At 37.6% G+C, this 26201-nt stretch carries 28 protein-coding genes and 1 riboswitch; of the genes, 25 read left to right on the plus strand and 3 right to left on the minus strand.

Annotated elements, in window-relative coordinates:
* Positions 1 to 17: 17 nt before the first annotated feature.
* A complete protein-coding gene (locus tag FS802_RS22350) occupies positions 18 to 857 on the minus strand; it encodes a D-alanyl-D-alanine carboxypeptidase family protein (protein WP_144525486.1) in 840 nt (279 codons plus the stop codon).
* A gap of 97 nt (positions 858 to 954) precedes the next feature.
* On the minus strand, positions 955 to 1101 hold the full coding sequence (locus tag FS802_RS22355) for a YuzL family protein (RefSeq protein WP_001096343.1): 147 nt from the start codon (positions 1099 to 1101) through the stop codon (positions 955 to 957).
* A 235-nt stretch (positions 1102 to 1336) separates the two neighbouring features.
* Between FS802_RS22355 and FS802_RS22360 the strand changes: the two genes are divergently transcribed.
* The 10 genes from FS802_RS22360 (at position 1337) to FS802_RS22405 (ending at position 12323) form a co-directional block, all read left to right on the plus strand.
* Entirely contained in the window at positions 1337 to 3718 is a 2382-nt protein-coding gene (locus FS802_RS22360) for a 3-hydroxyacyl-CoA dehydrogenase/enoyl-CoA hydratase family protein (protein WP_144525488.1), read from the plus strand.
* 21 nt (positions 3719 to 3739) lie between these two features.
* Positions 3740 to 4912: an acetyl-CoA C-acetyltransferase gene (locus FS802_RS22365; protein WP_001206340.1), complete on the plus strand. Its 1173-nt coding sequence runs from the start codon at positions 3740 to 3742 to the stop codon at positions 4910 to 4912.
* A 143-nt stretch (positions 4913 to 5055) separates the two neighbouring features.
* Entirely contained in the window at positions 5056 to 6840 is a 1785-nt protein-coding gene (locus FS802_RS22370) for an acyl-CoA dehydrogenase family protein (RefSeq protein WP_000416287.1), read from the plus strand.
* Positions 6841 to 6982: 142 nt separating this feature from the next.
* Positions 6983 to 7705, plus strand: coding sequence for an MBL fold metallo-hydrolase (locus FS802_RS22375; RefSeq protein ID WP_144525490.1), 723 nt, complete (start codon positions 6983 to 6985; stop codon positions 7703 to 7705).
* A 3-nt stretch (positions 7706 to 7708) separates the two neighbouring features.
* Positions 7709 to 8266: a TetR/AcrR family transcriptional regulator gene (locus FS802_RS22380; RefSeq protein WP_000074943.1), complete on the plus strand. Its 558-nt coding sequence runs from the start codon at positions 7709 to 7711 to the stop codon at positions 8264 to 8266.
* A gap of 468 nt (positions 8267 to 8734) precedes the next feature.
* A complete protein-coding gene (locus FS802_RS22385) occupies positions 8735 to 9448 on the plus strand; it encodes a CPBP family intramembrane glutamic endopeptidase (RefSeq protein WP_144525492.1) in 714 nt (237 codons plus the stop codon).
* Between the two features lie 146 nt (positions 9449 to 9594).
* Positions 9595 to 9780: a hypothetical protein gene (locus tag FS802_RS22390; RefSeq protein WP_001180550.1), complete on the plus strand. Its 186-nt coding sequence runs from the start codon at positions 9595 to 9597 to the stop codon at positions 9778 to 9780.
* Between the two features lie 13 nt (positions 9781 to 9793).
* Positions 9794 to 10042, plus strand: coding sequence for a spore coat protein (locus tag FS802_RS22395; protein WP_001002991.1), 249 nt, complete (start codon positions 9794 to 9796; stop codon positions 10040 to 10042).
* 294 nt (positions 10043 to 10336) lie between these two features.
* The gene (locus FS802_RS22400; protein ID WP_002096227.1) at positions 10337 to 11287 is read left to right on the plus strand and encodes an L-lactate dehydrogenase; all 951 of its coding nucleotides are present in this window, start codon (positions 10337 to 10339) and stop codon (positions 11285 to 11287) included.
* Between the two features lie 22 nt (positions 11288 to 11309).
* Positions 11310 to 12323: a PTS sugar transporter subunit IIC gene (locus FS802_RS22405; RefSeq protein ID WP_000666176.1), complete on the plus strand. Its 1014-nt coding sequence runs from the start codon at positions 11310 to 11312 to the stop codon at positions 12321 to 12323.
* A 55-nt stretch (positions 12324 to 12378) separates the two neighbouring features.
* Here FS802_RS22405 and FS802_RS22410 read toward each other — a convergent pair whose 3' ends face one another.
* Positions 12379 to 13026, minus strand: coding sequence for a phosphatase PAP2 family protein (locus FS802_RS22410; RefSeq protein ID WP_000713764.1), 648 nt, complete (start codon positions 13024 to 13026; stop codon positions 12379 to 12381).
* Positions 13027 to 13169: 143 nt separating this feature from the next.
* Between FS802_RS22410 and FS802_RS22415 the strand changes: the two genes are divergently transcribed.
* The 15 genes from FS802_RS22415 (at position 13170) to sufB (ending at position 25973) form a co-directional block, all read left to right on the plus strand.
* On the plus strand, positions 13170 to 13697 hold the full coding sequence (locus tag FS802_RS22415; RefSeq protein ID WP_144525494.1) for a hypothetical protein: 528 nt from the start codon (positions 13170 to 13172) through the stop codon (positions 13695 to 13697).
* Between the two features lie 356 nt (positions 13698 to 14053).
* Positions 14054 to 14419: an arsenate reductase family protein gene (locus FS802_RS22420; protein WP_000218969.1), complete on the plus strand. Its 366-nt coding sequence runs from the start codon at positions 14054 to 14056 to the stop codon at positions 14417 to 14419.
* A 41-nt stretch (positions 14420 to 14460) separates the two neighbouring features.
* Positions 14461 to 14844 (plus strand): glycine cleavage system protein GcvH, encoded by a 384-nt coding sequence (gene gcvH / locus FS802_RS22425; RefSeq protein WP_000026896.1) that lies wholly within the window; start codon positions 14461 to 14463, stop codon positions 14842 to 14844.
* A gap of 623 nt (positions 14845 to 15467) precedes the next feature.
* Positions 15468 to 15812 carry a toprim domain-containing protein gene (locus FS802_RS22430; protein ID WP_000640866.1) on the plus strand — a complete coding sequence of 115 codons (345 nt, stop codon included), beginning with the start codon at positions 15468 to 15470 and terminating at the stop codon, positions 15810 to 15812.
* A gap of 3 nt (positions 15813 to 15815) precedes the next feature.
* Positions 15816 to 16124: a thioredoxin family protein gene (locus FS802_RS22435; RefSeq protein ID WP_186367228.1), complete on the plus strand. Its 309-nt coding sequence runs from the start codon at positions 15816 to 15818 to the stop codon at positions 16122 to 16124.
* 154 nt (positions 16125 to 16278) lie between these two features.
* Positions 16279 to 16623, plus strand: a complete 345-nt coding sequence (locus FS802_RS22440; RefSeq protein ID WP_144525498.1) for a hypothetical protein — start codon at positions 16279 to 16281, stop codon at positions 16621 to 16623.
* Between the two features lie 125 nt (positions 16624 to 16748).
* Positions 16749 to 16856: riboswitch (SAM riboswitch) on the plus strand.
* A gap of 299 nt (positions 16857 to 17155) precedes the next feature.
* The gene (locus FS802_RS22450; protein WP_000601756.1) at positions 17156 to 18181 is read left to right on the plus strand and encodes a methionine ABC transporter ATP-binding protein; all 1026 of its coding nucleotides are present in this window, start codon (positions 17156 to 17158) and stop codon (positions 18179 to 18181) included.
* The gene (locus FS802_RS22455) at positions 18174 to 18839 is read left to right on the plus strand and encodes a methionine ABC transporter permease (protein WP_000359328.1); all 666 of its coding nucleotides are present in this window, start codon (positions 18174 to 18176) and stop codon (positions 18837 to 18839) included. The genes FS802_RS22450 and FS802_RS22455 overlap by 8 nt, the downstream gene beginning before the upstream one ends.
* Before the next feature lie 23 nt (positions 18840 to 18862).
* A complete protein-coding gene (metQ, locus tag FS802_RS22460; RefSeq protein ID WP_000735078.1) occupies positions 18863 to 19675 on the plus strand; it encodes a methionine ABC transporter substrate-binding lipoprotein MetQ in 813 nt (270 codons plus the stop codon).
* 72 nt (positions 19676 to 19747) lie between these two features.
* Positions 19748 to 20554 carry a methionine ABC transporter substrate-binding lipoprotein MetQ gene (gene metQ / locus FS802_RS22465; RefSeq protein ID WP_144525500.1) on the plus strand — a complete coding sequence of 269 codons (807 nt, stop codon included), beginning with the start codon at positions 19748 to 19750 and terminating at the stop codon, positions 20552 to 20554.
* 238 nt (positions 20555 to 20792) lie between these two features.
* Positions 20793 to 21578 (plus strand): Fe-S cluster assembly ATPase SufC, encoded by a 786-nt coding sequence (gene sufC, locus FS802_RS22470; RefSeq protein WP_000929163.1) that lies wholly within the window; start codon positions 20793 to 20795, stop codon positions 21576 to 21578.
* Between the two features lie 15 nt (positions 21579 to 21593).
* Positions 21594 to 22886 carry a Fe-S cluster assembly protein SufD gene (sufD, locus tag FS802_RS22475; RefSeq protein WP_000152176.1) on the plus strand — a complete coding sequence of 431 codons (1293 nt, stop codon included), beginning with the start codon at positions 21594 to 21596 and terminating at the stop codon, positions 22884 to 22886.
* Positions 22886 to 24106, plus strand: coding sequence for a cysteine desulfurase SufS (sufS, locus tag FS802_RS22480; RefSeq protein WP_001020765.1), 1221 nt, complete (start codon positions 22886 to 22888; stop codon positions 24104 to 24106). Before sufD ends, sufS begins: the two co-directional genes overlap by 1 nt.
* Positions 24096 to 24527 carry a Fe-S cluster assembly sulfur transfer protein SufU gene (sufU, locus tag FS802_RS22485; RefSeq protein WP_000009523.1) on the plus strand — a complete coding sequence of 144 codons (432 nt, stop codon included), beginning with the start codon at positions 24096 to 24098 and terminating at the stop codon, positions 24525 to 24527. Before sufS ends, sufU begins: the two co-directional genes overlap by 11 nt.
* Before the next feature lie 48 nt (positions 24528 to 24575).
* Positions 24576 to 25973: a Fe-S cluster assembly protein SufB gene (gene sufB / locus FS802_RS22490; RefSeq protein ID WP_001118829.1), complete on the plus strand. Its 1398-nt coding sequence runs from the start codon at positions 24576 to 24578 to the stop codon at positions 25971 to 25973.
* The last annotated feature ends 228 nt before the right edge of the window (positions 25974 to 26201 follow it).

A 26201-nucleotide genomic window follows, 5' to 3' on the forward strand; every position in this document is an offset into this window, starting at 1 on the left:
GAGAAAATACTCCTTGGTTATTTTAATTGCTGAAATGCGTAATGAGCCATTTTTTTCGTATCAGGATATAGTTGTGTGCGAGTAGAAGATAATACAACATTAATGACGCGTTTACCGTCTTTTTCATCCACTGTTACGACCGTATATTTTCCGAGTGCTGATAGACCGCTTTTACTTCCAATTGCATATGGATCGTCATATAGTTCTTCTCGTCCATAGTTTGCGATGTTTGGAGAGCGTTCTGAAGTATGTAGAGTTGTACGTGTTGAATTCATATATTCTAAAACAACTGGGTACTTTAATGCTTCTTTCGTAATCATAGCAATGTCATATGGTGATACTTTATTTCCGAGTGCATCAGCGCCACTTGCGTTTTTGAAAGTCGCATGCTTTGTACCAAGTTCCTTCGCTCTGGCATTCATCATTTTTACAAATTCATTTTTTGATCCTGCGATATGTTCTGCGATGGATTCAGCGATTGGGTCTGCACTAATGATAAGCATAAGCTTTAATGCCTCATCCCGCTTTAACTTTTCCCCAGCACGAAGTTTAATTTTCTTACTTTGACTTTCTGTTTTAATTGCGTTCTCTGTAACTGTAATTTCTTCATTTTCTTTTACATTCTCTAGTAAGAGTAAGGAAGTCATCATTTTCCCTATACTAGCCGGATAAGAGCGTTCGTCTTCCCGCTTTCCATACAAAATTTCACCTGTGTCTGCATCAATTGTAATGGCGTATTGCCCAGTAATGTTAGGTTGATCCGCTCTTACAGCTTGTTGCCTTTGTGCATAAGAGAAGAAAATCATCCCTGTAAATAGTGTAGCAATCATTACAATCATAACTATTGTTCGTTTCATCATCGTTCCCTCTTTTGTTTTCCATATGTACAAATAAATTGGGCAGAAAAAGCAGCCATTACCCATTATGCCACGTTTTCTGCCCAAAAATATACCGTTATTTTTCGCCCATATTATGCTTCTTATATTGTTGGTTATTACCTTGACGGCCCTTTTCCACACCGTGATTATGGGGACCTGCATTTCCAGATACGCTTGCTGCGCTAATTCCAGCTTTTGAAGGGTTCTTCTTAAGTTTTGCCATATATATTCCTCCAGTTTCGTCAGATTATAAAAAGGAAAAGTGTATTTGAGTGAAGAAAATACATATATAGCATGGGCAAATAAAAGAAAAATATTTATTTCAGAAAATTTTATCAATAAATATATTGCGAAAATTCAAACTGTATCATATATTTATTAGTAGAGGCTCACTCATTGATTGCGACTTATGTCGAAAAATTGAATGAGCATTCATTCAAGAATAGGGGGAGAATTGGATGTTCCAAATTAAAAAGGCTGCTGTTCTAGGTTCAGGCGTAATGGGTTCAGGGATTGCGGCACACTTAGCTAATATTGGTATTCCGACATTATTGCTTGATATTGTACCACCTGCGCTAACAAAAGAAGAGGAAGCGAAGGGACTTACATTAGAACATAAAAGTGTGAGAAATCGTTTTAGTAATACGGCTGTGCAAAAACTATTAAAGCAAAAACCAGCTCCTCTGACAGTGAAAGGAAATTTAGCACTGATTGAAGCAGGTAACTTAGAAGATGATCTTGAGCGTCTAGCTGATGTAGATTGGATTATTGAAGTAGTAGTTGAAAACTTAGATATTAAAAAGAAACTATTTGAAAAAGTAGATGCTGTTCGTAAACCGGGTTCTATTGTAAGCTCGAATACGTCAGGCATTTCAGTAGAAAAAATGGCAGAAGGTCGTTCAGACGACTTCCAGAAGCACTTCTTAGGCACACACTTTTTTAACCCACCACGATATTTAAAACTTCTAGAGGTAATACCGACGAAAGAAACAGATCCACAAGTATTAAGCTTCATGAAACTATTTGGCGAAGACGTTCTTGGAAAAGGCGTTGTTATCGCAAAAGACACACCAAACTTTATTGGAAACCGCATCGGTACGTACGGTTTATTAGTAACTCTTCAAGAGATGATAAAACGCGGCTATAGCATTGGGGAAGTTGATTCTGTAACAGGCCCACTTATTGGTCGTCCGAAGAGCGCAACGTTCCGTACATTAGATGTTGTTGGGTTAGATACATTCGTACACGTTGCAAATAACGTATATGAAAACGTACAAGAAGAAGAGCGTGATGTATTTAAAGTACCAGCTTTCATGCATGACATGCTTGATAAAAAATGGCTTGGAAGCAAAACAGGTCAAGGATTCTTCTTAAAACAAGGAAAAGAAATTTTAGAATTAAATCCTGAAACGATGGAGTACGAAGCTCGCAAAAAATTAAAAGCTGCATCTATCGAGTTAAGTAAACAAGAAAAAGGTTTATCGAATAAATTGAAAGCGCTTGTATACGCGAAAGACCGCGCAGGAGAGTTGTTATGGAACATCATCACACCAACTCTTTTATACTCTGCAAAACTTCATAAAGAAATTGCTGACGATATCGTTGCAATTGACCAAGCGATGAAGTGGGGCTTCGGCTGGGAGCAAGGACCATTTGAAGTTTGGGATGCAATCGGCGTTGAAAAGTCCGTTCAAAAGATGGAAGAAAACGGCGTAGTTGTTCCGACTTGGGTGAAAGAAATGATAGAGAAAGGTTTCACTACTTTCTACAAACATGATAACGGAGATAGCTACTATTACGATAATGGCGAATATAAGCTAATCGAACGTAATAAAAAGGCAATTTCTCTTAAACAATTAAAAGCGAAAAATGGCGTATTAAAGAAAAATAGCGGAGCGAGCTTAATTGATTTAGGTGACGGCATCCTTTGCTTAGAATTCCATTCGAAGAGCAATGCAATCGGTATGGATATTACGCAAATGATTAACTACGCTGTTGATGAAGTAGAAAAGAATTATAAAGGTCTTGTTATCGGTAACCAATCGAAGAACTTCTGCGTTGGTGCGAACTTAGCAATGATCTTAATGGAAGCACAAGATGACAACTACTTTGAAATTGAGTTGGTTGTGAAAAACTTCCAAGATGCAATGACGAAAATTAAATATTCTTCTAAGCCAGTTGTAGCAGCACCATATGGTATGACGCTTGGCGGAGGTACAGAAGTTTGTTTACCAGCAGCTAGCATTCAAGCTTCTAGCGAAACGTATATGGGCTTAGTAGAAGTTGGTGTTGGCTTAATCCCTGGCGGAGGCGGTAATAAAGAGCTATACATTAAACACTTAAATAAAATGCCAAACGGTGTAGAGTTTGATCTGCAAAAAGTTGCGAATAAAGTATTCGAATCTGTAGCGATGGCGAAAGTTTCTACATCGGCACAAGAAGCTGTATCGAACAACTTCTTAGGCGATAAAGACGGTATTAGTGTGAATGGTGATCACTTACTATATGATGCGAAACAAAAAGCACTTGCTTTATATGAAGCTGGCTATAAAGCACCAATCCGTAAAAAGATACCAGTTGTTGGTGAAACAGGATATGCAACTCTTGTACTTGGTGCAGAAGCAATGCATTTATCAGGTTACATTTCTGAACATGATCTTCACATTGCGAAGAAACTTGCATATGTCATTGCGGGCGGAAAAGTACCGTACGGAACAGAAGTTGATGAGCAGTATTTATTAGATGTAGAACGTGAAGCATTTATTAGCTTAGTAAGTGAGATGAAATCACAAGCAAGAATGCAGCACATGCTTGTAAAAGGAAAGCCATTACGTAACTAATAACGAGGGGAGATATCGTTCATGAGAGAAGCTGTCATTGTTGCGGGAGCAAGAACACCAATTGGAAAAGCAAAGAGGGGTTCATTAAAAACAGTTCGTCCTGACGATCTAGGGGCGTTAGTAGTAAAGGAAACGTTAAAGCGTGCGAATTATGAAGGACCAATCGACGATTTAATTTTCGGTTGTGCAATGCCAGAAGCAGAGCAAGGGTTAAATATGGCTCGTAATATCGGCGGACTAGCAGGACTTTCTTACGATGTTCCAGCTATTACAATTAACCGTTACTGTTCTTCAGGTTTACAAAGTATCGCTTACGGAGCAGAGCGAATTATGCTTGGTCACTCGGAAGCTGTATTATCAGGCGGAGCGGAATCAATGAGTTTAGTTCCGATGATGGGACACGTTGTTCGTCCGAATAGTCGCCTTGTAGAAGCAGCTCCAGAATATTATATGGGTATGGGACATACAGCAGAGCAAGTTGCTGTGAAATATGGAATTTCTCGTGAAGAACAAGATGCATTTGCAGTAAGAAGTCATCAACGTGCTGCGAAAGCATTAGCTGCAGGTAACTTCGCTGATGAAACAGTATCTGTAGATGTAACGTTACGTACTGTTGGATCAAACAATAAACTGCAAGAAGAAACAATCATTTTCGCACAAGACGAAGGTGTAAGAGCAGAAACGTCGCTAGACATTTTAGGTAAATTACGTCCAGCATTTAACGTTCGCGGTTCTGTAACAGCTGGTAACTCTTCACAAATGAGTGACGGTGCAGCATCTGTACTATTAATGGATCGTGAAAAAGCAGTGAGTGATGGCATGAAGCCACTTGCGAAATTCCGTTCATTTGCAGTAGCTGGCGTACCACCAGAAGTAATGGGAATCGGCCCAATTGCTGCAATTCCAAAGGCGTTAAAATTAGCTGGTTTAGAGCTATCTGATATTGGCTTATTCGAACTAAATGAAGCATTCGCTTCTCAATCGATCCAAGTTATTCGTGAGCTTGGTTTAGATGAAGAAAAAGTAAACGTAAACGGCGGTGCAATCGCACTTGGACATCCACTTGGCTGTACAGGCGCAAAACTAACACTATCTCTTATTCACGAAATGAAACGCCGCAACCAACAATTCGGTATCGTAACAATGTGTATCGGCGGCGGAATGGGAGCAGCGGGAGTGTTTGAATTACTATAAAAAAGTGGAAGTGGCTTGCTCAGAACGAGACGTCGCCAATGCAAAGAATGGAAGCAACAAAGGTTTATAAAAAATAAAATTGAGAGCCAGCTTCTTTCAAAAAGAAAGGAGCGGCTTATGAAAATATGAAGGAGGAAATTTTCATGGAAAAAACAGTAGGAAATGCGGTTAAAGGCGGTAGCTTTTTAGTTGATGAGATTACGATTGATCAAGTGTTTACGCCAGAGGATTTTTCATCTGAGCATAAAATGATTGCAAAAACGACAGAGGACTTTATCGTAAATGAAGTTCTTCCAGAGCTTGAATATTTAGAGCAACACGAGTTTGATCGTTCTGTTCGTCTTTTAAAAGAAGCTGGGGAACTTGGTTTATTAGGCGCTGACGTACCAGAAGAGTACGGCGGAATTGGCCTTGATAAAGTAAGCTCAGCGTTAATCGCAGAGAAATTCTCTCGCGCTGGTGGTTTTGCAATTACTCACGGTGCTCACGTAGGTATCGGATCTTTACCAATCGTATTATTCGGTAACGAAGAGCAAAAGAAAAAGTATTTACCATTACTTGCAACTGGTGAAAAATTAGCGGCATACGCATTAACAGAGCCAGGTTCAGGGTCTGATGCATTAGGTGCGAAAACAACTGCACGTTTAAATGCAGAAGGTACACATTACGTATTAAATGGTGAAAAACAATGGATTACAAACTCTGCATTCGCTGACGTATTTATCGTATACGCAAAAATTGATGGAGAGCACTTCTCAGCATTTATCGTAGAGAAAGAATATGCTGGCGTATCTACAAGCCCAGAAGAAAAGAAAATGGGTATTAAATGTTCTTCAACTCGTACGTTAATTTTAGAAGATGCATTAGTACCGAAAGAAAACTTACTTGGTGAAATCGGTAAAGGTCATATTATCGCGTTCAACATTTTAAATATCGGCCGTTATAAATTAGGTGTTGGTACAGTTGGATCTGCGAAACGTGCAGTAGAAATTTCAGCACAATATGCAAACCAACGTCAACAGTTCAAACAACCAATCGCTCGATTCCCATTAATTCAAGAGAAACTTGCGAACATGGCAGCGAAAACATATGCAGCTGAAAGCTCTGTATACCGTACAGTAGGTTTATTCGAAAGCCGCATGAGCACATTATCTGAAGAGGAAGTAAAGGACGGTAAAGCAGTAGCAGCTTCTATCGCTGAATATGCAATCGAGTGCTCTTTAAATAAAGTATTCGGTTCTGAAGTACTAGATTATACAGTAGATGAAGGTGTTCAAATTCATGGTGGTTACGGATTTATGGCAGAGTACGAGATTGAAAGAATGTACCGCGATTCTCGCATTAACCGTATTTTCGAAGGAACGAACGAAATTAACCGCCTAATCGTACCAGGTACGTTCTTACGTAAAGCGATGAAAGGTGAATTACCACTTCTTCAAAAAGCACAAAAATTACAAGAAGAGTTAATGATGATGATGCCAGAAGAAGTAGGCGATGAGCCATTAGCACTTCAAAAATATTTAGTAACTAACGCGAAGAAAATCGGCTTAATGGTAGCTGGATTAGCTGCTCAAAAATACGGTAAAGCATTAGATAAAGAGCAAGAAATTCTTGTGAATATCGCTGACATCGTAAGCAACCTATACGCAATGGAATCAGCTGTTCTTCGTACAGAAAAAGCAATTAAAACAACTGGTCTTGAAAAGAATAAACAAAAAGTGTTATACACTGAAGTATTCTGCCAAGAAGCATTCAACGAAATCGAAGCAGATGCGAAAGAAACACTTATCGCAGTTGAAAACGGCGACATGCTGCGCATGATGTTATCATCATTACGTAAATTAACTCGCCACACACCACTTAACGTAATTCCGAAGAAACGTGAAATTGCTGCGAAAATTTTAGAAGATGAGCGTTACACAGTTTAATAGCTGTAAAGAACAGTAGTCGTATAAACGGCTACTGTTCTTTTTTTTTTTGCAAAAATGAAAATTTTAGTGTCATAAAACTAATGCCATTAGTATAATAAAACTAATAGCATTAGTTTTATTCGGAAAGGGAGCTGGAAATATGAGAGTGATACATGAAAAAACGGTATATCAATTGTCATTTTTGCCAAGAGTGTTTCCTGTAAATTGTTACTTTGTCGAGGAAGAAGATGGTTTAACTTTAATTGATGCGGCTTTGCCATATAGCGCAAAAGGAATTTTACAGGCGGCTGAGAAAATAGGGAAACCCATTACTAAGATTGTATTAACACATGCGCATGATGATCATATTGGTGCATTAGACGCATTAAAGGAAGTACTTCCTAATGTTCCAGTCTATATTTCTAAGCGGGACGCAAAGCTTTTAGAAGGAGATACGACGTTACAAAAGGATGAACCAAATATACCAATAAAAGGCGGTGTACCTAAAAAGGTAAAAACGGTACCTGATATTTTATTGGAAGATGGCGACCGAGTTGGATCGCTTCTTGCGATTATGACACCGGGACATACGCCAGGGTCCATGTCGCTTCTTGATGTACGAAATAAAGCTCTTATTGTCGGGGATGCCTTCCAAACAAGAGGAGGTATGGCTGTTTCGGGACAAATGAAATTTTGGTTTCCGTTTCCTGCGATGGCAACGTGGAGCAAAGAAATATCATTACAAAGTGCAGAGAAGTTAAGCGAATATGGGCCTTCCTTGCTTGCGGCAGGACATGGGAAAATGATAAAGGATCCAGGTACTGTCATAAAACTTGCTATTAAGGAAGCTAAGCGGAATATAGAAAGTAGAAAAGAAGGTTAATTTATGTCACCGAGAATCGGACTTACATTACAGAAAATTGTAGAAACAGCAGCAGAAATTGCAGATACAAATGGAATACAAGAAGTAACGTTAGCTTCATTAGCGCAAAGGTTAGGGGTACGTTCACCTTCGCTATACAATCATGTGAAAGGTTTACAAGATGTACGGAAAAATCTTGGTATGTACGGAATACAACAGCTGCATAACAGACTGGAAGAAGCGGCCGAGGGTAAACGTATGGACGAAGCAATTCATGCTTTAGGAAAAGCGTATGTAGCATTCGTACGCAAACATCCTGGATTGTATGAAGCAACCTTTTTACGAGATGAAGAAGTAAGAAGAGCAGGAGACGGAATTGTGAAGCTTTGTCTTCAGGTTTTACAACAATACGGCTTAGAAGGAGAGAATGCACTTCATGCGACACGTGGATTCAGAAGTATTTGTCATGGATTTGCGTCGATTGAACAGCAGGGTGGATTTGGTTTGCCAATAGATTTAGATACAAGTTTACATGTATTATTGGAAACGTTTATTAAAGGATTACATGTAATGAGAAATTAAATAAGAAGCGAGGCAACTAAAAACCTTAGAAGCGATTCTAAGGTTTTTTAGTGCATATGATCCCAAAAGAATGGTAGGTTTTTTCTCATTAAATGATATTATTTTGCAGGTTTGAAAAATGTGTATATGGCTACGGAAAGGAAAACGAAAATAAATGCAATAGGATCTTGATATGGGCTAGGCTCAGAGCCCTTCTGGATTTCTGTAAGGAAGTCATGTGTTTTCATGTTTATTGCTCCTTTAACTAATAAATTTTATATGATGCGAGGGTTATGATGGATAGGAAGTATTTTTTGAAATTTCATATAATAATTATTGCATAGCAATCCTATTCCTAAAACTATAAAATATAAAGTTTTCATAATATGTAAAATTGCATATTATTCTTTTTGGAAATTTTGTTATATTATCTTTATATTTGAATTAAAGGATTTTGTTGAGGTAAATGAGAATAACTGGAGGGATACTATGAGTAAAACAGTGTTAGAAGCGTATAGTGTGGAAAGAAAAATAGAGAATATAACATATAAAAATCTATTTGTAATGATAGCAACCATTTTAGGATTCTTACTTCTAGGAGGATTATTCCTTGGTTTGGCTTTGGGGATTTATGGTGAGGAAGCGTTACGTGATAATTTAGAGGGGTACCATTTTCTTTTGTTAGATGCAGCTGTTGTTGCTATCGTTTTATTAGCTTATAAACCAGTTCTTCATTTTATTAAATCTATTTGGGATGTATCCGTTTTGAAGAATGGGAAGACATATTTATATCTATTAATTGGTTTTATAGTCATTGCGTTATCACAATATTTAACGTTACATGTGTTTAGTTTTGAAAGTGCAGAAGAACAGAAGGAACAATTAGGGAGCTTAGGGATTCAAAATAGCATACAAAGTATTATATATGTGTTAAGTGTTGCTATAATTACACCGATTAAAGAAGAAATTCTATTTCGAGGTATTTTATATCGATTTTTAGAAAAGAAATATAATTTTTTAGTTGGGATCATTATTTCTTCCTTCATTTTTGGAATTCTTCATGGAGGTCTTCTAATTACGGCAACAATTATGGGAATGGTATTTGCAATGTTATACAAAAAGACGCAATCTATTATACCTAGTATTATTTTACACATTGTATGGAACTTACTTGTGAGTATAAGTATGATTGTGTCTCTATAAAAATAAATACATAACCAGTATAAAAGATGAATGGCTTAGCTATTCATCTTTTATTTTGTATGCACGTGAAAAAGTTAATTCATGTATACAATCAAAAAAGAGCTAAATACTAACAGTGAACGAATAAAGAAAGGTAGGAGTATTCTATGCAAAATTTAACAGAGCTTGAAGTAGAAAACTTACGCCATTTAATTGGTGGACATGCAACAATTATTAATAAGTTAGACCAGTATGCACAGGCTTGTACAGATCCACAACTGAAACAAATGTTACAAAAGGATGCGCAAGATGCACGAAATACGAAACAGCAATTAATGACTTTCCTAGGATAGGAGGAAACGACAGATGAATGAAAAAGATATGGTAAATGATTATTTAGCAGGATTAAATGCAAGTTTAACAAGTTATGCAAATTATATTTCTCAGTCTGATAATGAACAGTTACATCAAACGTTAATCCAAATTCGTAATCAAGATGAGATGCGTCAACGTAATATGTATGAATACGCAAAGCAAAAGAGTTATTATAAGCCAGCTGCACCTGCTAACCCAATGATTGTACAGCAATTAAAAGGTCAATTAAGTGCGGAATAATGGGATGAAAAAACGAGCGAATGAAGTCGCTCGTTTTTTGTTTTGTCCCGCTATTTACTGGGCGGTAAAACCCCACTGATTAATGCTTCACTTTATATATGTCAATAAATATATAATAAATATTTTTCCAGTTGTAACAAATATGACGAAAATGGAATATAACAATTCACAAAAAGGACAAAAGTTTGCTCAACATTTCACAAAGTATCCATGGTTTATATCGTGGGAATCTCTATAATTAGGAGTGTAAAGAACAAAAGAAATAGATTATATGATCAATTAGGAGAGATTGCTATGAAAAGAAATACAAGAAAAGTTGCAATTATCGGTACTGGATTAGTTGGATCAAGTTGTGCATATTCCATTGTAAATCAAGGCATTTGCGAAGAACTATTATTAATTGATATAAATCATGAACGTGCAGTTGGGGAAGCGATGGATTTATCACACTGCATTAACTTTACAAATACAAGAACAAAAGTATATGCAGGAAGCTATGAAGACTGCAAAGATATGGACATCGTTATTATTACAGCAGGACCAGCACCAAAACCTGGACAAAGTCGCTTAGATACTTTAGGAGCGAGTGCGAAAATTATGGAAAGTGTTGTTGGCGGCGTAATGGAAAGTGGATTTGACGGTATTTTCTTACTTGCATCGAACCCAGTTGATATTATTACATATGAAGTGTGGAAATTATCTGGATTACCTAGAAATCGTGTGATTGGTACTGGTACATCACTAGATTCTTCTCGCTTAAGAACAATTCTATCTGAAATGTTACATGTAGATCCTCGTAGTATTCATGGGTATTCATTAGGAGAACATGGTGATTCTCAAATGGTTGCTTGGTCGCACGTAACTGTGGGTGGAAAGCCAATTCTACAAATTTTAGAAGAGAAAAAAGACAAATTTGGTGAAATAGATTTAGATGAAATTGTTGAGAAGACTGCAAAAGCTGGATGGGAAATTTATAAACGAAAAGGTACTACTTATTACGGAATCGGAAACTCTCTAGCTTATATTGCGAGTTCAATCTTTAACGATGATCACCGTGTAATTGCTGTATCAGCCATTTTAGATGGGGAGTACGGTGAATATGATATTTGTACAGGAGTGCCAGCTATTATTACTAGAGATGGTATGAAAGAAGTTGTAGAACTAAATTTAACAGAGGATGAAGAATCTCGATTCGCAAAATCAAACGATATTTTACGTGATTATATGAAAACAATTGGTTACTAACTTATAGGAGAAGGTGAAACAAATGAAGGAATATATAATGTCTCGTGTATTTAAAGCATCAGCTGGAATCGCACAAGGTATTTTCGTATCCCTTGGAATTGGTTTACTAATCGAAAATATAGGAAGAATTGTTGATATTCCATTGCTTATTACAATCGGAGTTGTTGCAAAATCACTTATGGCACCAGCCATTGGTGCCGGAATTGCTTTTATGCTCGGTGCAAATGGTCTTGTAATCTTCTCGGCTATGGTAGCTGGAGCGATTGGTGCCGGATCCATTTCAATTACTGAAGCAGGTCTAATCATTAAAACAGGTGAGCCAATCGGTGCATTATTAACAGCAACTTTAGCTGTATATATTGGTAAACGTTTAAGTGGAAAAACTGCGTTAGATATGATGCTCGTTCCATTTGCGGCCATATTAGGTTCTGGTTTAGTCGGTATTTGGTTATCTCATAATATTACTCCTGTTTTAAATACAGTTGGAGCATTTATTAAAGATAGCTCAGCTGGTAGCCCGTTTATCGCTTCTATCGTCATTGCAGTCGTTTGGGGACTATTACTTATCTCTCCCGCTTCATCAGCTGCGTTAGCGATCGCACTTAGCTTAGACGGTGTTGCAGGTGGTGCTGCTCTTGCAGGCTGCGTTGCTCAGTTTATCGGATTCTCTGTAATCTCAGCGAAAGAAAATAATTTAGGCGGCATATTAGCTCAGGCGCTTTGTACTCCGAAAGTGCAGTTGCCAAATATCACTAAAAATCCAATGATTCTCGTCCCAACTGTCGTCGCCAGTGCTATAGTTGGTCCAGTATCCGCATTAATTTTCCAACTAGAAGCAGGAAAAGAAATTGCAGGTCTTGGATTAAGTTCTCTTATCGCACCAATTAATTTAATTTCTAGCGAAGGATGGGAAGTTGTCCCGGCGATGGTCATCACTTATATCATCATTCCAGTAGCTGTTTCTTATATACTTTACATTGCTCTTAAAAAAGCAGGTCGTATTCACTCTGGTGATATGACTGTACCGCAATCTTAAATCGAAAATCTCCTTTTATATAGAGAAAAGCAGACTGGAAGCCACAGTCTGCTTTTTACATTTTGTGATTTTGTTTTACTGGAACACGTACAGTTTCTTTTGCTAATAAAAGCTGAACGCCGAAGTAAAGTATGCTTGCAAGCGTCATTCCAGAAATGGCGTCTACAAATGCGTGTTGCTTCGTAAATAGCGTTGATAAAATAATAAGCGTACCGAAGAAGGTAAGAATGTAATATTCAAAAGCATGTTGTTCTCTACGTTTAAAGGCAGCTAGCATAATGACAAATGTAGTTAGAACATGAATGCTAGGGAAACAGTTTACCGGTTGGTCGATACTATAAATATAGCGGACTAGTTCGGAAAATACGTCTGATCCAACGACTGTTGGACGTGGTACAGTTGTTTGCCAAAAATAATAAATAGAAAAACAAGCAAGTTTTCCAAGAATTATACTACTTAAAGTGACATAATATTGTTTTCGATCCGCAAAGCAATAATAAATAAGTGCGCCGTATAAGTAAGGAAACCAAAGTAAATAAGGAATAATAAATGCTTTCACAAATGGAATCCAATCATCTACTACAGTTGTGACATCTACTGCGTGTACAGTAGATTTATTTAATACATCGTAAAGGGGACTTACGAGTACGAGTAGAAGTATATAACTTAACGGAAGAAAAGATGAAAGTTTAAATTTCTTCATGATAATCTCCTATGTTTAGTAATGTAAGTAAATTCAATTGATTATAATATAGAAACGTAATTTGAGCTATCGATTTTACTTACATTTTCTTGAATTAACCTTACGTTTTCGTCACTTGACTTAAAAGAAGGGGAGGGTGCTAAATGAAGCGTTTATCGTATTTCTTATTTTTTATATTGATATGCCTAGTGAGTGCTGGGTGTGCAAAGGGTAAAGAAGGAGAGAAATTAGAATATAACGGAAGAGCACTCGTAATTGGAGTTATTGGAGAAAAGCCGAACGATACGTTTAGGAATATAAAGTTTGAGGAAATGAAGTTAGAGGAACTGGAAAAGAAATCTAAGGAAGTGGATGGTTTTTTAATAATGAAAGATCACTTTCAAGAAGCCTCAACAGAGCAGTATAAAAATGTATTTTCATCGCTAAAGAAACCAGTATTTTTTATCGGTTTGCAAGATAAATCATATTCAACGTTTATTACAAAAGGAATAGAGTATAACAGTGCACGAAAAGATGTAAATGCTATGTATACGCAAGGCTTTGCAAATATCGGAAGTGGTGAAGGACAACAATGGGCAGTCGGTTTGTCCAATGGTGGAAATACTGAAGAAAGTATTCATAATATGTATATCGTCGTATTTCGAACAATTGCCGATTATTTAAGTCGATGATGAAGGAAGAAACCGATGTAGCCCAAGGGTTAGCAAAGAAAAATAGGGAGCTAATCAAACGTTTGTTTAAGGTGTATGTTCGGTAGAAAGAAACCGATGCAATTCAAGGGTTAACAAAGAAAAATAGGGAGTTAATCAAACGTTTGTTTAAGATATATGTTCGGCGAGTGATAAGAGAAGAATCTAAAAAAATTATATATTTATTTTTCTTAACAAATGGCGGAAAAATAAGAAAAATTTGCAGGATTATTAAAAATTATCACGAAATAAGTAAAAGTTTAGCGAATAATCGTTTGAAATAATAAAACGTTTTCTATATGATAAAGGTAAAGGTTAGTAAAAAAGTAGGTGAATTTATGACAGTAACATTTTATTCATATCCAAAGTGTGGCACATGTCAAAAAGCAAAGAAATGGTTTGAGGCAAACGATGTAGCATATGAGATGATTCATATTGTTGAAAATCCACCATCAAAAGAAGATTTACGTAATTTACATGAAAAAAGTGAATTACCATTAAAAAAATTCTTTAATACAAGTGGAATGCGTTACCGCGAACTTGGTCTGAAAGATAAGTTAAAGGATGCAAGTGAAGACGAAATGTACGAACTTTTAGCATCTGATGGCATGTTGATTAAACGTCCAATCGTAACAAATGGAACGAATGTAACACTTGGTTTTAACGAAGAGCAGTTTGAAAGTGTGTGGAAAAAGTACCAATAAGGTATTTTTACATAATTAATACATTCACTGGAGGTACAGTCATGAGCATTCCAAATAATTTACGTTACTCTGAAGAACACGAATGGGTAAAAACTGAAGGTAATGAAGTTGTTATCGGTATTACTCACTTTGCACAAGGTGAGCTAGGCGATATCGTATTCGTTGAACTTCCTGAAGTAGGTGCAACAATCGAAGCTGACGAGCCATTCGGAAGCGTAGAATCTGTTAAAACAGTTTCTGAGTTATACGCACCTGTAAGCGGTAAAGTTGTAGCAGTAAACGAAGAATTAAGTGACCAACCAGAACTTGTTAACGAATCTCCATACGAGGGTGCATGGATGGTTAAAGTTGAACTTTCTGATGCAAGCCAAGTTGAGAAGTTATTAACTGCAGAAAAATATGCAGAAATGACAAACCAAGACTAATTATAGTCGACTAAAGGACAGCCTTTGTGCTGTCCTTTTTTATTTTGTGTTACATAATACATTTAAAATCGAGTGCAAATGAATAAGCTATTATGGGAATGAATGTTTTTCGGTAAGGTTTCATGGGGCTTCGTAATCTGAACGAGCCGCTTGCGCTTTTCTTTGTCCAGCTCCACCTCCTAGCCCTTCATGTCTAAGAACCTTCCGCACGAGAAGACAAAAAAGCGTCTTCTGTACGAAAGAACCTTAGCCAACAGGGCTAAACAGTCAGTGCCGCTTTTCTTTATGATCCAGCTCCAGCGGCTAGATTGTTCGGTGGCTTCGCTTCTTCCTGTAAGGCAAAAAGCGCCTTTACGTCAGAAGCTCCATCCCCCTCACAATCTGAACGAGCTGCTTGCGCTTTTCTTTGTGATCCAGCTCCAGCGGCTAGAACAGTCGGTCATTGCCCTCCTTCACTTGAGGCAAAAAGCGCCTCTAGTTCAGGAGTTCCAATGCCCTCCTGTTCTGAACGAGCCGCTTCCGCTTTTCTTTTGCAAAAATAAACAGGAAACAACATGAAAATAACGAATATACTATATACTAAGTTAAAGGTTGTATAGTATATGGTGATCGGGTGATGACATATGATTTATGTGGAAAAAGTCATTATTGTAGAAGGTAAATCAGATAGAAGAAAGATTGAATCTATTATTCGTGAACCGGTGGAAATTGTTTGTACAAATGGTACAATTGGTTTGTCGAAAATGGATGAGCTCATTGATCAGTTTTTTGATAAGGAAGTGTATGTACTAGTGGATGCTGATGATGCTGGAGAAAAGTTAAGGAAACAGTTTCGAAAAGAATTTCCGCAAGCAGAGCATATTTATATTGATCGCTCGTACCGAGAAGTGGCAACTGCGCCATCTTCACACTTAGCAAATGTATTATGGGGAGCTGACATTGACGTTTATACAGAATATTTACGGTAAGGAATGATAGAAGTGATTGATTGGACAGGAGCCGAAGCTACAGCCCTAATAGAGAACGAAGAAAAAACAGTGTTATATGTATATACTCCAATGTGTGGAACATGCCAATTAGCAAAAAAGATGTTAACAGTCGTTGAGATGACAATTGAAGACTTGAAAATTGGAATGTTAGATTTAAATTATGCTCCGCATTTAGCGAAAGAGTATGGAATCGAAAGTGTACCGTGTTTACTTGTTTTTGAAAATGGGACACTCATGAAGAAGATATATGCATTTCATTCGGTTGAATATTTATATACGAAATTAAAGTAGGCGGCAAAGTTTTTGCCGCCTCGACATATTTCTCGGGAAATATGTCGAGATGCAGGGTGGTTACAGTATTTGTCGAGCGAAAGTAACAGGATTGCTCTTTAGTGAGAGGGAATGGTATGTGTAATAGAAAGTGATATGAAGGATGTGATTTAGGGTGAAATTATATTCTTTGCTGCAATCATTTGTAAATTACGCTAATGGTCAATATCATTTAGAGCCGCTTTTAAGACAAGGAGAAAAAACTGTTAATTTCCGCTTTGGAGATGAAAGTTGTTCGCTACAAATTTCAAGAGATTATATAGAGCTGCTACATGAGGAACGAGGAACAGAGCAAATCGTTTGTTTAGATGAGGAAGATGTAAAACAATTGGTGAACGGCAATGTAAGGTTGCAAATGTTAATGAAAGATGGACGTGTACAATATTCAGGAACGTATCGAACGATGCTATTAGTCGAATCGATGTTTCATATATGTAAACCGATGTCAGTGGGTGCTTAAAAGTCTGAAGTTTCTTTTTTTACGAAAATTTCTGTTGACATGGCGTATGGATATTGATACAATTCAATTCATAAAATATAGACAATTTCATAAATTACAAATCAGACGAAAATGTAATCTGATTTCTCTTATCAAGAGAGGTGGAGGGACTGTGCCCTGTGAAGCCCGGCAACCGTCAACTTATGTTGAAATGGTGCCAATTCCTGCAAAGCAAATGCTTTGAGAGATGAGAGAGGGATAATGTTGTTATATACGCATATAAACCTTTCTGCTTCTCTAAAAGCGGAAAGGTTTTTTTTGTTGTTTGAATGTGGAGGACATTCAAATAATAAAAGTAGTGATAACGGTGGACTACACGCATTAAACATAAAAAATTGCGGAGTCGACCAAAAATCTAGCTTCAGCGGCTAGAACAGTCGGTCGTTTCATCCCTTCCTATGAGGCAAAAAGCGCCTCTACGTCAGGGATTCGGGCGTCCTCTTGTTCTAAACGGGCCGCTTACGCTTTTTAAACAAAAAAAGGGGTGAACATCATGATCTTGTTAGAAAATGTAAAGAAAATATATAAAGCAAAAAGCGGTGATGTCACTGCTGTAGATAATGCCAATTTAAAAATAGACAAAGGTGAAATATTTGGTGTTATCGGATATAGTGGCGCTGGGAAAAGTTCTTTAATCAGATTGTTCAATCAGTTAGAGAAACCAACTTCTGGCCAAATTACAATTGCAAATCGTGTGATTTCAGCAATTACAGGGAGTGAACTTCGTAAGGCAAGGCAAGAAATCGGAATGATTTTTCAGCACTTCAACTTACTTTGGTCACGAACTGTACGCGAGAATATCGAGTTCCCACTTGAAATTGCAGGTGTTGATAAGGCGAAGAGAAGAAAACGCGTCGACGAGTTAATTCATCTTGTTGGATTAGAAGGAAGAGGAGACGCGTATCCATCTCAGCTAAGCGGAGGACAAAAGCAACGTGTTGGGATTGCAAGAGCATTAGCTAACAACCCACAAGTGCTTTTATGTGATGAAGCAACGTCAGCTCTTGATCCAGAAACGACAGATCAAATTTTAGATTTATTATTAGATATTAATAAGCGTCTCGGTTTAACAATTGTACTCATTACACACGAGATGCACGTGATTCGAAAGATTTGTAATCGAGTGGCGGTAATGGAGAAAGGAAAAATTGTAGAAACGGGTCCAGTACTTGATGTATTCCGCAATCCGCAGAAAGACATTACAAAACGCTTCGTACAGCAGTTAACGGATTCTGAAGATACAAATGAAACGATTGAAAGTTTAATTGAAAAGTATCCAGATGGTAAAGTAGTTCGTTTGCAGTTTATCGGTGAAGCTGTAGAAAGACCAGTACTTCAAAGATTAATGCAACGCAGTGATATAGAAGTTAGCATTTTGCAAGGAAATATCGCACAAACGAATAACGGCTCTTACGGTAGTTTAGTTGTTCATTTAAATGGTGAGGAAACAGCGATTCAACAAGCAATAGAGGGAATACATCAAGATCAAGTAGAGCTGGAGGTGATTGCACATGGATAAGTTAATCGCAAATGTTGATTGGAATCAAATGTTAGAAGCAACTGGTGAAACGTTATATATGACGGCAATCGCAGCTCTTGCCACATTTGTATTAGGACTAATTTTAGGATTGTTACTCTTTATGACAGCGAAAGATAATTTATGGGAAAACAAAGCGGTTAACACGGGGATTGGAGCGTTCGTAAACATTTTCCGCTCGATACCGTTCATCATTTTAATCATTTTATTAATCCCATTCACAAAGATTCTGCTTGGAACAATTCTTGGAGCGAGTGCAGCACTTCCAGCTTTAATTATTGGAGCGGCACCATTTTACGCGAGAATGGTTGAAATTGCGCTTCGTGAAATTGATAAAGGTGTAATTGAAGCTTCGAAAGCAATGGGAGCAAAAACAAGCACAATTATTTTGAAAGTGTTAATTCCAGAATCGTTACCAGCATTAGTATCTGGTATTACTGTTACGACAATTGCTTTAGTAGGCTATACAGCGATGGCGGGAGTTGTTGGCGCTGGTGGCCTTGGAACACTTGCTTATTTAGAAGGATTCCAGCGAGGAAATAACGATGTAACAATCGTTGCGACAATTTGTGTATTACTAGTTGTATTTTTCATTCAGTGGATTGGTGATAGTTTAACGACTCGAATAGATAAACGATAATAAAAAACGGGAGGATGTTTCAAATGAAAAAATTATTACTTACAGCACTTATTTCAACTTCAATTTTTGGGTTAGCTGCTTGTGGCGGGAAAGATAAAGATGAAAAAAAACTAGTTGTGGGGGCTTCTAACGTACCGCACGCTGAAATTTTAGAAAAGGCTAAACCTTTATTAGAGAAAAAAGGAATTGAATTAGAAATTAAAAAATTCCAAGACTACGTATTACCAAATAAATCGTTAGCGGATAAGGATTTAGATGCAAACTACTTCCAGCACATTCCATATTTAGAAAAAGAAATTAAAGATAAAAAATATGATTTTGAAATAGCAGGGAAAATTCATTTAGAGCCAATTGGTGTATACTCTCAAAAATATAAGAGCTTAAAAGAACTTCCGGACGGGGCGACAATTATTATGAGTAATTCCGTTACTGACCATGGACGTGGTTTAGCAATTTTACAAAAAGAAGGCATTTTAAAAATTAAAGACGGAGTAGATCCAGTTAGTGCAACTCCAAAAGATATTGCAGATAATCCGAAAAACTTAAAGTTTAAAACGGATATTGAGCCTGGTTTATTACCACAAGTGTATAACAATAAAGAAGGCGACGCTGTTTTAATTAACTCGAACTATGCAATTGATGCGAAATTAAATCCAGAAAAAGATGCAATTGCAATTGAAGGCGATGATTCTCCATACGCAAACGTATTAGTGGTTCGTAAAGGTGATAAAGATAAAAAAGCGATTAAAGAGCTTGTAGAAGTATTGCATTCTAAAGAAATTGAAGACTTTATTACTAAAGAATATAAAGGAGCAGTTGTTCCTGTAAAAGAATAATTGCTGAAAAGGGCTGGTGTATGCCGGCCCTTTTTTATAACTACATAACTATAGGGGAGAAGGGGACATCATATGAAAAAGATTCTACTGTCAGTTGTTACAGCACTGTCTGTATTTACATTAGCTGCTTGCGGAGGGAAAGAAGAGAATAAGCTTGTTGTGGGAGCTTCTAACGTGCCGCATGCTGTTATTTTAGAAAAGGCACAGCCGACACTAGAGAAAAAGGGCATTAAATTAGAGATTAAAAAGTTCCAGGATTATGTTTTGCCGAATAAAGCGTTAGCGGATAAGGAAATTGATGCGAACTACTTCCAACACATTCCGTACTTAGATAAAGAAATTCAAGAAAAGGGATATAAAATTGTAAACGCAGGAAAAATCCATTTAGAGCCAATGGGCATTTATTCTAAGAAATATAAAAATTTAAAAGAATTGCCAGATGGCGGAACAGTTATTATGAGTAATAACGTAGCGGAGCGTGGCCGTATGCTCGCATTGTTACAAAAAGGCGGGGTTATTAAATTAAAAGACGGTGTAGATGTTGTTAAAGCAACAGTAAAAGATGTTGTAGAAAATCCGAAAAACTTAAAGTTTAAAACAGATGTAGAGCCTGGATTGTCACCAAAGCTGTATGAAAATAATGAAGGCGATGCTTTATTCGTTAATTCAAACTATGCAATTGATGCGAAGTTAAATCCAACAAAGGATGCAATTGCGATTGAAGGATCAGACTCTCCGTACGCAAATATTATTGCAGTTCGTAAAGGTGACGAGAAGAAAAAAGAAATTAAAGAATTAGTAGAAGTACTGCATTCAAAAGAAATCCAAGACTTTATTAATAAAGAATATAAAGGTGCTGTACTTCCGGTAAGTGAATAAACACAAGGAAAGGACTGGAAAATTTCCAGTCCTTTTTTCTTTATATAAATAAGAAGAAAGGTGTATTATATAAGGATACAAGGGAAATACTTATATACATTTGTGAAAAAATTGTTACTTTTTTTCGTCGTTTGCGATATCATTTTATTTGATATAAGATTAGAATGAGAATAAAATGAGAATATGAACGTTTTAGGAATTTTTAAAATGTATATATAGGATTAATGGAGGTATTGAGATGGCTGGTTCTACATTAACGGTTAAAGACTTACACGTATCAATTGATGGCAAAGAAATTTTAAAAGGTGTAAACCTTGAAGTAAAAGGTGGAGAAATCCACGCAATTATGGGACCTAACGGAACAGGTAAATCAACTTTATCTTCTGCGATTATGGGTCACCCAAAGTATGAAGTAACAGAAGGTAGCATCATCATCGACGGTGAAGATGTATTAGAAATGGAAGTAGACGAGCGCGCACAAGCAGGTCTATTCCTAGCAATGCAATATCCAAGTGAAATTAGCGGAGTAACAAACGCTGACTTCTTACGTTCTGCAATTAATGCACGTCGTGAAGAGGGCGATGAAATTTCTCTTATGAAATTTATCCGTACATTAGATAAAAACATGGAATTCCTAGAAATGGATCCAGAAATGGCACAACGTTACTTAAACGAAGGTTTCTCTGGTGGAGAGAAAAAACGTAACGAAATTCTTCAATTAATGATGATTGAGCCAAAAATCGCAATCTTAGATGAAATCGACTCAGGTCTTGATATCGATGCATTAAAAGTTGTATCTAAAGGTATTAACCAAATGCGCGGCGAAGAGTTCGGTTGCCTAATGATTACGCATTACCAACGTTTATTAAACTACATCACTCCAGACTTCGTTCACGTTATGATGAACGGTCGTATCGTTAAATCTGGTGGCCCTGAGCTTGCACAACGTCTAGAAGCTGAAGGTTATGACTGGATTAAAAAAGAATTAGGTATTGAAGACGAAACAACAGAGCAAGAAGCGTAAGAGAGGAGCATAAACATGACAATCGGTACATTACCTTTCGATCAAGAAACAATCCGTCAACGCGCAAGCGAAGTAAACGAAGCTGCTTGGTTGACTGAGTTCCGCTTACAAGCTCTTGCACAAGCAACTGAACTTCCAATGCCAACGCCTGATAAAACGAAAATTGAAAAATGGGACTTTATCGGAAAAGGCGACGCTGCTAAGCAAGAGCCTGTAAGTTCTTTAACAGAGCTTCCAGAAGCAGTGAAAAACTTAATCGATGAAAATAACAGCGTATTAGTACAACGTACTGGTACAACTGCATTCGTTTCTTTAGCAGACGAAGCAAAAGAAAAAGGTGTTATTTTTACAGACATCGTAACAGCTGCAACAGAGCATGCTGAACTATTACAAAAGTATTTAATGAAAGACGGCGTGAAGGTAGACGAGCATCGTTTAACTGCACTTCATGCTGCATTAATCAACGGCGGTGCATTTGTATATGTTCCGAAAAACGTTGTTCTTGAAACTCCACTTCAAGCTGTATTCTTAGTAGACGGCGAAGAAGCTAACGTATATAACCACGTATTATTCGTAGCTGATGCGAACAGTACTGCAACTTATGTAGAAAACTACGTTGCAAATGAAAATGCTAAAGGTATTGCAAATATCGTAGCAGAAGTAATCGTGGAACAAGGCGCACAAGTTAAATTTGGTGCGGTTGATCTATTAGCAAAAGACGTAACAACTTACGTTAACCGCCGCGGAATTGTTGGACGCGACGGCCGCATTGATTGGGCTCTAGGCCTTATGAATGACGGAAACACAATTTCAGAGAACGTTACGAATTTAATGGGCGACGGATCATATGCTGATACAAAAACAGTAACAATTGGTCGTGGTAACCAAACACAAAACTTTACAACTAAAGTTGTTCACTTCGGTAAACACTCTGAAGGTTGGATTTTAAAACACGGTGTACAAAAAGATAGTGCAACATCTATCTTTAACGGAATTGGTAAGATTGAACACGGTGCATCTAAATCAAATGCACAACAATCTTCTCGCGTTCTTATGTTAGATGAAAAAGCTCGCGGTGATGCAAACCCAATTCTTTTAATCGACGAAGATGATGTAATGGCAGGTCACGCAGCTTCAGTAGGCCGCGTAGATCCGTACCAATTATACTACTTGATGAGCCGTGGTATTCCAAAACGCGAAGCAGAACGTTTAGTCATCCATGGATTCTTAGCACCTGTAGTAAATGAGCTTCCAATTGAAGGAGTAAAAGCACAGCTTGTTGAGGTAATTGAAAGGAAAGTTCGCTAATGAATATTCATGAAATACGCAAACAGTTTCCAATTCTTGATCAAAAAGTGAACGGCAAACAACTTGTATATTTCGATAGTGCAGCAACTTCTCAAAAACCAATTCAAGTCATTGAAACGTTAGAACGTTACTATAAAGAATATAATTCTAACGTGCATCGCGGTGTTCATACGCTCGGTACGAAAGCTACCGACGCGTATGAAGGTGCACGCGAGAAAGTTCGCAAGTTTATTAACGCGAAATCAATGGAAGAGATTATTTTCACGCGCGGAACGACAACTGCATTAAATACAGTAGCGGCTAGCTATGGTCTTGAAAATGTAAAAGAAGGCGATGAAATCGTTATTTCTTACATGGAGCACCATAGTAACATCATTCCGTGGCAGCAAGTTGCGAAGAAAACTGGTGCAACTTTAAAATACCTTCCGCTTCAACCAGACGGTACAATTTCTTTAGAAGATGTTCGTCAAACAGTTACACCGAATACAAAAATCGTTTCTATTATGCAAGTATCAAACGTACTTGGAACGATTAACCCTGTAAAAGAAATCGGAGCAATCGCACACGAAAACGGTGCAATCATGATCGTTGATGGAGCACAAAGTGCACCTCATATGAAAGTGGATGTACAAGATTTAAACTGTGATTTCTACGCATTATCTGCTCATAAGATGTGCGGACCTACAGGTATCGGCGTATTATATGGTAAAAAAGAATTGCTGAACAATATGGAGCCAATTGAATTTGGCGGTGAAATGATTGATTTCGTAGATTTACAAGAATCTACTTGGAAAGAGCTTCCGTGGAAGTTTGAAGCAGGTACACCGATTATCGGTAATGCAATCGGACTTGGTGCGGCAATTGATTTCCTAGAAGAAATCGGTCTTCATAATATTGAAAAGCATGAACATGAATTAGCGCAATATGCTTTAGAAAGACTATCAGAAGTAGATGGCGTTACAATTTATGGTCCAAAGCATCGCGCTGGTCTTGTTACATTTAATATTGAAGACGTACATCCTCATGATGTAGCAACTGTATTAGATGTAGAAGGCATTGCGGTTCGCGCAGGACATCACTGTGCACAACCGCTTATGAAGTGGCTGAAAGCTTCTTCTACAGCACGTGCGAGCTTCTATTTATATAATACAAAAGAAGAAATTGATACATTTGTTGAATCGCTAATCAAGACAAAGGAGTATTTCACAAATGTCATTTAATAATTTAGATACGTTATACCGTCAAGTTATTATGGATCATTATAAGAATCCTCGTAACCATGGCGTGTTAGAAGATAGTGTTACTGTTAACTTGAACAATCCAACTTGCGGCGATCGTATTCAACTTACGATGAAAGTAGAAGAAGGTATTGTGCAAGAGGCGAAGTTTGAAGGAGAAGGGTGTTCTATCTCAATGTCTTCAGCTTCGATGATGACACAAGCAGTAAAAGGTAAGAAAATTGAAGAGGCACTTCAGCTTTCTAAAATTTTCTCTGACATGATGCTAGGAAAAGAGTACGATGACAGCATTGATTTAGGAGATATTGAAGCATTACAAGGCGTATGCAAGTTCCCTGCACGTATTAAATGTGCAACATTAGCGTGGAAAGCGTTAGAAAAGGGCTTAAACGAAGATAAGTAATGTTAAAGGTTCCTAAAAACGAGGTTATCTAAGGAGGGACACACCAACATGGCGAAGCAACTGCCAGATATCGGCGATTATAAATATGGTTTCAAGGACAAAGACGTTTCGATTTTCCGTGCTGGACGCGGTTTAACAAAAGAAATCGTTGAAGAGATTTCACGTATGAAAGAAGAACCACAGTGGATGTTAGACTTCCGTTTAAAATCACTGGATAAGTTCTATGAAATGCCAATGCCACAATGGGGCGGCGACTTAAACGACTTAGATTTCGATGAAATTACGTACTACGTAAAACCATCTGAGAAATCTGAGAAGTCTTGGGATGAAGTACCTGAGGAAATTAAAGCGACATTTGATAAATTAGGTATTCCTGAAGCGGAGCAAAAATATTTAGCTGGTGTATCTGCACAGTACGAATCTGAAGTTGTATACCACAACATGAAAGAAGACCTAGAAGCTCTAGGAATCGTCTTCAAAGATACAGATAGCGCATTAAAAGAGAACGAAGATATTTTCCGTGAGCATTTCGGAAAAGTAATCCCACCAACAGACAACAAATTCTCTGCATTAAACTCTGCAGTTTGGTCTGGTGGATCATTCATCTACGTTCCAAAAGGTATTAAAGTGGATACACCACTTCAAGCGTATTTCCGTATTAACTCTGAAAATATGGGACAATTCGAGCGTACGCTTATCATCGTAGACGAAGGCGCACACGTACACTACGTAGAAGGTTGTACAGCACCTGTTTACACGACTAACTCACTTCACAGTGCGGTAGTAGAAATCATCATTAAGAAAGATGCATATTGCCGTTATACAACAATCCAAAACTGGGCGAACAACGTATACAACCTAGTTACAAAACGTGCGGTTTGTGAAGAAAACGCAACGATGGAATGGATTGACGGTAACATCGGATCTAAATTAACGATGAAATACCCAGCAGTTATCTTAAAAGGCGAAGGCGCTCGTGGTTTAACATTATCTATCGCGATTGCTGGTAAAGGCCAACACCAAGATGCTGGTGCAAAAATGATTCACTTAGCACCAAACACGTCTTCAACAATCGTTTCTAAGTCGATTGCGAAGCATGGTGGTAAAGTAACTTACCGTGGTATCGTACAATTCGGACCAAAAGCGAAAAACTCTCGCTCTAACATCGAGTGTGACACGTTAATCATGGATAACCAATCTACATCTGATACAATTCCTTACAACGAAATCAAAAACGATTACGTTTCACTTGAGCACGAAGCGAAAGTATCGAAAGTATCAGAAGAACAATTATTCTACCTAATGAGCCGCGGTATTTCTGAGCAAGAAGCTACAGAAATGATCGTAATGGGCTTCATCGAGCCATTCACTCGCGAACTTCCAATGGAATACGCAGTTGAAATGAACCGCCTAATCAAGTTTGAGATGGAAGGTTCTATCGGTTAATATTTAAAGTGGAAGCGGCTCGTTCAGAATGTGAGGGGGATGGAGCTTCTGACGTAGAGGCGCTTTTTGCCTCATAGGAAGAAGTGAAGCCACCGAACATTCTAGCCGCTGGAACTGGATAATATATGTATGAAGAAAGCGCCCTGCTGTGTGATATGATCCCCTTATAGTAGACAGGAAAAAGAAAGAACACTAACCTGTTTACTATGGAGGGGATTTTTTTATGGG

Origin of the sequence: Bacillus sp. DE0042 (genome assembly GCF_007680225.1) — a bacterium.
Lineage (GTDB): Bacteria > Bacillota > Bacilli > Bacillales > Bacillaceae_G > Bacillus_A > Bacillus_A wiedmannii.